The following is a 7,372-nucleotide window of genomic DNA, read 5'->3' as shown; positions in this document are numbered from 1 at the left end:
GCTGGATACTCGTTCGGCGGACTGGTTGCGCTGGAGATCGCGCAACAATTGCTCGTTTCGGGTGAACGGACAGAATTCGTGTGCTTGCTCGACACTTACGTCCATGAGCGTTGGCTGCCGTGGCATTCGTGGTTCATCTTCCAGCGCGGCCGTGTAAGCCGGCTGTGGCATGCGATCGCGGAAAAGTCGCTGAATCAGCGCGTGAGTTATATCGCGGACAAACTCATCGCCATCGCGGATAACGTATTGATTCGTCGCGGGCGCGTGTCGCACCGGCCGACAGATCCAGTCGAAGAATTCATGCCTCCGGTGCTGCGGCGCTTGCGCGAAACCTTTCGGACCGCGACGAACAACTACCGTCCGTGCCCCTATTATGGCGGACCGATTGTGTATGTGCGTGCGACGTCGCGGCTGCACGACCGGGGCGATCCTTTGCTGCTGTGGCGGAACGTTGCACGCCGCGGGCTAAGTGTCACCGATGTGCCGTGCGACCATTCGGCGATCGTCGCGGAGTCCGCCGTTCATCGCACCGCAGCCGCGCTCGATAGGGCAAATGAGGTCGCGGCGGCGGATGAGTTGCCGCCCCATGCTACGACAGCCGTGTTTGGCGGTCCTCGCTGAGGCGCGTTCATCCTTAGCGTGGCCTTGCGGTAGTTCTCGCCTTTTTGTCGCTTCTGGCACGGCCGCGTTCGAATGCAGATCGTTGATGGGTGCGTCGCGCAGTGCAATGACCCGTGCCCGCGTCACGCACGATCGAGCATCTAGAGGGTTCCCCTCTTGTCCGGGTTCGCACTATTTCGTTCGGATACTCACTGGTACGCGAAGCGGTGGAAAATAGAGACATTCCATAAGATTCTGTTGGGATGCAAGGCTGAAAAATCGAGGCTGCGTGTCGCTGATCGCTTGGCCAATCTCATTCTCGGTGTTCTGACCTGAGTTGGCGCATCCTCTGGGGTGACCCGGTGCGCTGAAGCTCCCGCCTAGTTGGCAGTCACACAACAGAGGCCGAACTCCTTGATCGGGTCGTCAAGGACACGCCTCACACTGCACAGGCGCCGCCGCTGCTATGCAGCCTCATCAAGCTTGCGCAACTCGGCGGTTACCTTGCACGTGCCGACAACCCGCCGCCAAGCAATACCGTCATGTGGCGCCGTATGCGCCGTGATTGACATTCAGCTTGGCTATGAACTCGCTCAGGAGGACTGTGGGTAATTGCAAGCGCCGCGAGCCGCCTGAAGCACCATTTTTCAGGTTGCCGCTGTCCGCAAGTGTGCGGTCAGTCTACACGACGTCCTGTTCGAATAGATCGGCGCGAACGTAAAGCTTGAGACGCACGATCTCGCCGGTCCCGGATTTGCAGAGTCGATTTGCAAAAAGCTTGCGGTATCGAGTCCCGAGATCGACGCCAATCATGCGGTAGGAATCTTTCGTGGGGTGGCTGAGTTCGGCTGCGCGATAGACGGACAAGAGGCGCTTGTGGACTGGAGTTCTGAAAAAAAGTCCGCCAGCGTCGAGTCAAGAGCATTGAGGATTGCGGCCAACGTGTCGACCGACGGACTGACTCGGTCGCGCTCAATCAGCGAAATTGTCGAGTGCGACACGCCCGAGCGAATGGCGACTTCGCGAACGCAAACATTGCGTCGTGCCCGAAGTTGTTTCAGTTGTGCTCCGAAGCGCGACATGGGCAATGTATCCCCTTAACCGAATTTGGGCACCTTCGACTTTCGTGCTGCCTCCACGGTCGATCATGACTAATGCGGCTGTACGCACGAAGCTTCTTTGATGCGCAGGTACCGGGTCGCAACCTGCTAGATGCCCTGCGTTCGATCGCGCGTCCCTAAAGAAAGTCTAAGGATAAGCCTGCTCGGCGGGGAAATCAAACCGCGAATTCAAAAGGACTGCGCATCGAAGGCCTATGGACGCCTGAAGCCGAAAACGCATCCGGTCTGTCTTCCGGCAAGTAGAAGCACCGTTCCTGTACCTCATGGAAAGATGTTATTACGGCCATTCGGCCATTGGCTGGCGACGGCGGGTTGCAGTCGCGATGGCCCCGCCAGTCGCCATCGCTTGGGCCTCGCCGAGGACTTGACCTGAGTAAAGCACAGTGCCGGACGTGACCTGCGTCGGAGCGATGGCGCAAAGCCAAGCCCCGTTGCACTCGCAAGCTTGCATAACGCCGCCGCGTACGTTGAGAACCTTAAGTCACGGATCATTGTGGCCGGTTGTCGTTCAGTGTCAGGCGTCGACGCATTACTGACGACAGAAGTACTCATCTGAAGCCGGAACCGGAACGTCCGTCGAGGCCGATCTGAAGTTGGCGAACTTCGGATACTTCTCGCCGTTGATCGTTACCGTCTGCACCGTTTCTACAAGGGTGACATCATTGCCTTTTTGAATCCTTCGTGTGCTTCGACCATGTCTTCGCGGACGAAGATATTATTGTCTGACTTTGCACCGTGTTGGATACGATGTTTCCGCTGGTTAACGACGATGTTACTGCGATCTCGGCGGTCACGGGATTGGAGAACGAACTCTGTTCGGTCCGCTTAGGTTCCTGATACTTCCATTTCGACGTCAACATATCGTTATCCATAACCTTCGGTGATCATCCAACGAATCTTGGCCCAATGGTCAGCGGCGCCAACTCGACAGCCAGTATGGTACTACCGCGTCTTACCACAAGAAGGCACTTCTCTGCGCCCGTCTCGGCGCCCAGCGGATCTTCGCCGACAGACTCAAGCAAATTGATCGGCGGCAAGCTCGGCAAAGGCTGAGGGCCTATAGGCGCGGTTGAACCATATGGCCTGGCTAGTCGTAGCTGAACGGGCAGCCGAGGTTGGGATGGACTGCGAACACACCGTCTGAGCAATCAGAAACGACACGATGAAAGCGGAAACGTCTTTCATACGCCACCCGCCATTGAAAATGGCCTCTTCGAGACGCATCTCAGCGTCGGTTCCATGGGCGATCGAATAGTGCGGGCGGAGATCGGTTCGGGCGCGAGCCGAGAATAAGTTCGGATTGCACCGCAACGCGCCCAGTTTTTCAGCTTTAGCAAGCGGAGCCAAGAACCGACCGTCCACCTCTCGCCTGCCAGATGACGCATGACGTGCCTGAGCGGGCGAAAAAAGAAGAGGCGGGCTCGGGAAGAACGATAGGCCACCTCCTTAACCGGAGGATACTAAAGATGTCTCTTTTCAACGGATTCCCGAAGCCGCTCCGCTTTTTGAATATTCTGGCTTTGGGCTACTTCATGACTGCTGCAACCAAACCGTCAGGCTTGACCGGTTCGGCGGCCTTTCTGTTCACCGGGTTCCATCCGTACTTCATGATTTTTTGCTCGAGCGTATCGGCATTTTCGACTGCGGGCGACTTGACTACGGGCGGCTTGGCATCAACTATCTGCGGAGGAGTAATCGGCTTCATTTCCACGGACGGCCTGGCATCAGCCATCTGCGCATGAATCGGCGTCATTTCCTGAATCGGCTTGGTGTCCTGGGTCGGTTTATCCCGGTCCTTGGTTTGGGGCCCGGATTCGGGCGTCGAATCCTTCGCGTTTGCCACAGGAAGCCCCAGCCGCGCGCGAACAATCGGATCGCGGTATTTATCGTCATCGGTTACCGACGCTGTCTCAGCAGTCGACTTGACCTTCGCCAGCGGAGCTTTCGTCCCGGGGCAGAGGTGGCCCGTCGCTTCGACTGCCCGTCGATTATCTTCTGATTGACACAAAAGAGACAGTGCGACATCTGTCAGCCCCATGGCTCGAAATTCACGTGCGTCAAGCCGCCGGACGCAGGCTTCATCGACGCGAGTTGTTCCGGCAGTCGCGCCAAATCCTGTGACGCTGAGTCCAAAGCTCGACGAGCCCATACACGTGTCCTGAAGCGTGGTCACTAAGGGCGGCGCCGAGATCTGTGGGACATTTCGAACCGAATATGAACTTTGATTGGAATCAATTGTGGCACGAGTATCGAATGGGCTCGTGCCTGGTCCCGCGGTTGGCGTTGGGATTGTTTGCTGTGCAAATGCATTTGCGCTAAAAAGTGCAACAATGCAGGCCGCACAATAGGCGGACTTATCCACTTCCGTTCTCCCGAAGAAAAATGAGCGCAACACGAGGGTGCGCCCATGCAGCCAGTAAATTATAGTTTTAGGCCTGACATCTGTTGCGCCAATCTCTTGCCGTTCAATGGCCAGTTGTTGCCGACGTCGAGCCTGATCCGCTCGAATTGCCGTTGGACGACGCGTTCGATCCAGTTGCAATCGAAGTTGTCGAATTACTTGCACTGGAGTGGGAACCACCGACATTGCCACCGTAGCTGCTTCCCGCTGCAGCATGGGCGCCGCCAGTATTAAGTGAACCGCTTGCCCCAGCGTTGGCGAGTGTAAGCGCACCAGTGTAACCACCTGAAACGGTTGCCGCGTTGGAATTACTATTTGGCGAAGTGGCTGTGCCCTGCGATACGCTGATATTGATGCCCACCCCACCACCGCCTCCAAGACCGCTGCCGGCCCCGGTCGAAGTGTTGGTGTTGTACGAATTCGACGACGCGCTCGTTCCGTTCGGACCGGTTACTGCGCCCGCGTTCGCCGAAGTGGACCCGGTATTCGTCCCGACGAAACCGCCCGAACCGACAAGCACAGCTACCGTCGAACCGGATGAACCAGACGCGGTATTTGTCAAAGTGCTATAGCCGCCAGCAAAAACTGGTGATGATGCCATCGCAAGAACCGCAGCGATAACCTTCGCCTTCATGAAATCCTCCTGCGCGTCATGACTCTATAAAGAAGCCGAGCCCACGCCATTGGCTATAAGTGTGCCGCCGTGGGCTCGACTGTCTAACCGCAGATAGTACTTAGTGCCAGTTAAAGTTCCCAGCGGAGGCGCCTGAGCTTGCGCCCGAGCCTCCATGTGCCGACGACCCACCAAATCCGATGCCACCGACCAACGAACTGCTGCTGTTCTGCGCCGCCGTGCCAGTCGTCGAACCCCCGACGCTGCCAAGGTTGCCAGCAAGCGCGTACGACGAAGCACTGGCGGCCCCAGATTGCGTTGCGCCGAAGACGCCGGCGCCAACGACACTCGCGGACGTGCCACCGCCCGACGAGGACGAAGAACTCGTTTGAGTTCCGGATCCGGCGAAAGCCGAGGCGGAAGCAAAGGCGAAGAGCGCGGCGACGATAAGTTTGCGGTTCATTGCAGTCTCCAAAAAGGCGCACGAGTTTTCCAGGTCTGCAACGGCGCCGATCGCAGACCCGGTTCACGGGAAAAACTTAGAATTTCGCGCTTAATCGAATAATCAAACAACCACACAATCCGAAGACGAGCGACACGGTTCGCCGATTATCTGATCGGTAACAGCGAGACTTCGCCGCCTAAGGACTGGCGCGGCTAATATTCGAAAGTAAACGCGGATTAGCTTTAAGCGCTCGACAAATTAATTATCGACAAGATTATGGCTTCGGATTTTAATGTTGATGAATATATTCACAAGCTTGGACGAAAGAAACCATTGTTACAAATTATTTTGACCAAGCTTTGATTCGTAAATGTCTGTCTACAAAACAGGTATAAAACGAGCGTCACTCAGAAATGCACCGGTGCGTTTATCAATCATGCGACGATTTAAGCGGTTGCTTTCCGTTAAAGCTTGGGCGGTGGTGAAAATTATCGACGGCATGCGTTAATAGCCCAAGGCCTCAGCCCCAGTCGAGGCCACTACTAGAGTTCTGGGCCGGGGGTCGCCGGTAATTCGATCGACCACGCTTCATCGCGCGGATCGAGTTTTCACCGAGCAGCCATTAGAGTGGACGCGCATGAGCGTCTAAAGCGCTCGCTCGTCGAATTGAGCGTCGACAAGGGCCGATGGCGCTATATGTTTGCAATGGATGGGCAGACGACGTGACACTACTGTTCCCGCGTTCGGGGTGTGCGCAATGACCGTTCACCTTAATCTCCTCAAGCCTTCGACCAGACGGCTTCAGCATTTTGTTAACTATTCGTATTAAGAAAAAGAAGATTGCGTCTTTAGGTTTAGTGTTGATGAATATATTCACAAGGGACCGCGAAGGAAACCAATGTTACAAATTATTTCGAGAATTTTTTTGGTTCATATTTGATACAAGTGGAATATAAAACGACCGTCCGCTCGCAGGAATGCGGCAGATTATATCAATGATATGAAAATTCGATGGTTGTTCAATTGAAAGGTTATTGGCGACATGGGTTAATAGACGCAGTCCGTTAGCAGAGTAGATTAGCTACTGTCAATGTGAACTATGTGCGATACCTCACACTTCTGGCGAAATCTGACCGAGATAAGGCTAGGGAAAATACTAAAGCAGGGTTTGATTGCCTATCGTAAGCGTCAAACCGAGGCCGTCTTGACGATCAGAACTTGACCTCTGAGAGCCGCTGATTCGCGAGCACGAGATTGAAGACAGCGGGATCGAAGCTGCCGCCACACCACTCAAGGAAGTGGTCATGTTCCTCGTGGGTCGGATCGCCGATCGCTTCGAGGAGTCAACATATCCCGGCACTCCGCCAACATCCTCCGGCGGACATGCATTCTGCCCATCCAGGCACAGCGGCCGGTGCATGTCCGGATCGGGCACGAGTGCTTTCTCGACCTTGATTCGGTACTGCCAGTTGTCGCCGGAGTCGTAGATGTAAGTGAATGACTTCAGGCCGTCCAGCGCCTTCGCCAGCGTGACCCGTGCCTCGTTGAGCAGCCTAATGGGTTTCTGGATGCCGCTGCGCTGGCGCGCGACTCGGCAGGCCAATGCGACCGCATCGCGAGAAATGGGTCTGCCGGGGATATCGCCGGGAAAAAGCCAGTCGCGAGGGTGAGCATCGTGCCAGTATGTCCGCCGGATCTCGAGCAACCGTGGCTACAGCATCACGTAGTAATCCTGTCTATTTTCCTCGGTTCACGCGGATGACCATTCGCTGGCTGTCAATATCGATGACCTTCAGGTGTGGACCTCGGAAACACGCAGGCCCGCGGCGTACGCGGTCATCAGGATGGTGCGCTGCCTGAGACTGGCGATCGACTCGAAGAAGGTACCTCCAGGCTGAGAACGACCGGCAGTCGGACCGGCTTCCTTGGGAGTGGAAAGTCCTCGTCGCTCGAGTCGCGTCTGAGCGTCACGCGGTAGAGGAAGCGCAGTGCGCCGATCGTTGGGCCGAGACTGGCGGGCGCCATCTTGCGTTCTTCGCGGAGGTAGACGAGCCAGGCCCGGATGTCCTTGGGACCCAGCAGTTCGGGCGAGCGGCGAAAGTGCCGGGCTAAACTCAATACTGTTCACTTGATAACCACTTTGGGCGCTATTCGCTGATTCAGCGGTTCCCATCGTCGCCGGATCCGGAAAT

9 protein-coding genes are annotated in these 7,372 nt (G+C 56.1%); 2 read left to right on the top strand and 7 right to left on the bottom strand.

Going from position 1 to position 7,372, the window contains the following annotated elements; all coding sequences use genetic code 11:
* Nucleotides 1–621, top strand: a 621-nt coding sequence (locus AWB68_RS41050) for a thioesterase domain-containing protein (RefSeq protein ID WP_445344367.1), incomplete at its 5' end; no start/stop codon positions are given.
* 660 nt (nt 622–1,281) lie between these two features.
* Here AWB68_RS41050 and AWB68_RS49135 read toward each other — a convergent pair.
* The 5 genes from AWB68_RS49135 to AWB68_RS47575 all read right to left on the bottom strand — a co-directional run bounded on the left by AWB68_RS49135 (nt 1,282) and on the right by AWB68_RS47575 (nt 4,756).
* Complete coding sequence (locus AWB68_RS49135; RefSeq protein ID WP_200828941.1) at nt 1,282–1,467, bottom strand: hypothetical protein; 186 nt, start codon at nt 1,465–1,467, stop codon at nt 1,282–1,284.
* The gene (locus tag AWB68_RS51765; RefSeq protein WP_087649882.1) at nt 1,410–1,682 is read right to left on the bottom strand and encodes a helix-turn-helix domain-containing protein; all 273 of its coding nucleotides are present in this window, start codon (nt 1,680–1,682) and stop codon (nt 1,410–1,412) included. Before AWB68_RS51765 ends, AWB68_RS49135 begins: the two co-directional genes overlap by 58 nt.
* A 1,053-nt stretch (nt 1,683–2,735) precedes the next feature.
* Complete coding sequence (locus AWB68_RS47580; protein ID WP_125483224.1) at nt 2,736–3,068, bottom strand: hypothetical protein; 333 nt, start codon at nt 3,066–3,068, stop codon at nt 2,736–2,738.
* A gap of 178 nt (nt 3,069–3,246) precedes the next feature.
* The gene (locus tag AWB68_RS50245) at nt 3,247–3,870 is read right to left on the bottom strand and encodes a hypothetical protein (protein ID WP_235028792.1); all 624 of its coding nucleotides are present in this window, start codon (nt 3,868–3,870) and stop codon (nt 3,247–3,249) included.
* 316 nt (nt 3,871–4,186) lie between these two features.
* Nucleotides 4,187–4,756, bottom strand: coding sequence for a hypothetical protein (locus AWB68_RS47575; RefSeq protein WP_125483223.1), 570 nt, complete (start codon nt 4,754–4,756; stop codon nt 4,187–4,189).
* A 179-nt stretch (nt 4,757–4,935) separates the two neighbouring features.
* Here AWB68_RS47575 and AWB68_RS48580 point away from each other — a divergent pair, with 179 nt between their 5' ends.
* Nucleotides 4,936–5,127, top strand: a complete 192-nt coding sequence (locus tag AWB68_RS48580; protein WP_160110164.1) for a hypothetical protein — start codon at nt 4,936–4,938, stop codon at nt 5,125–5,127.
* A 1,209-nt stretch (nt 5,128–6,336) separates the two neighbouring features.
* Here the strand turns inward: AWB68_RS48580 and AWB68_RS50240 are convergent.
* Together AWB68_RS50240 and AWB68_RS50235 are read right to left on the bottom strand one after the other, a co-directional pair.
* Entirely contained in the window at nt 6,337–6,885 is a 549-nt protein-coding gene (locus AWB68_RS50240) for a plasmid pRiA4b ORF-3 family protein (protein ID WP_235028791.1), read from the bottom strand.
* A gap of 134 nt (nt 6,886–7,019) precedes the next feature.
* Nucleotides 7,020–7,298, bottom strand: coding sequence for a phage integrase N-terminal SAM-like domain-containing protein (locus AWB68_RS50235; RefSeq protein ID WP_235028790.1), 279 nt, complete (start codon nt 7,296–7,298; stop codon nt 7,020–7,022).
* Nucleotides 7,299–7,372 lie beyond the last annotated feature (74 nt).

It is taken from the genome of Caballeronia choica (assembly GCF_001544535.1).
In the GTDB taxonomy this organism is placed as follows: domain Bacteria; phylum Pseudomonadota; class Gammaproteobacteria; order Burkholderiales; family Burkholderiaceae; genus Caballeronia; species Caballeronia choica.
This window is presented reverse-complemented; position numbering and strand designations above follow the sequence as displayed.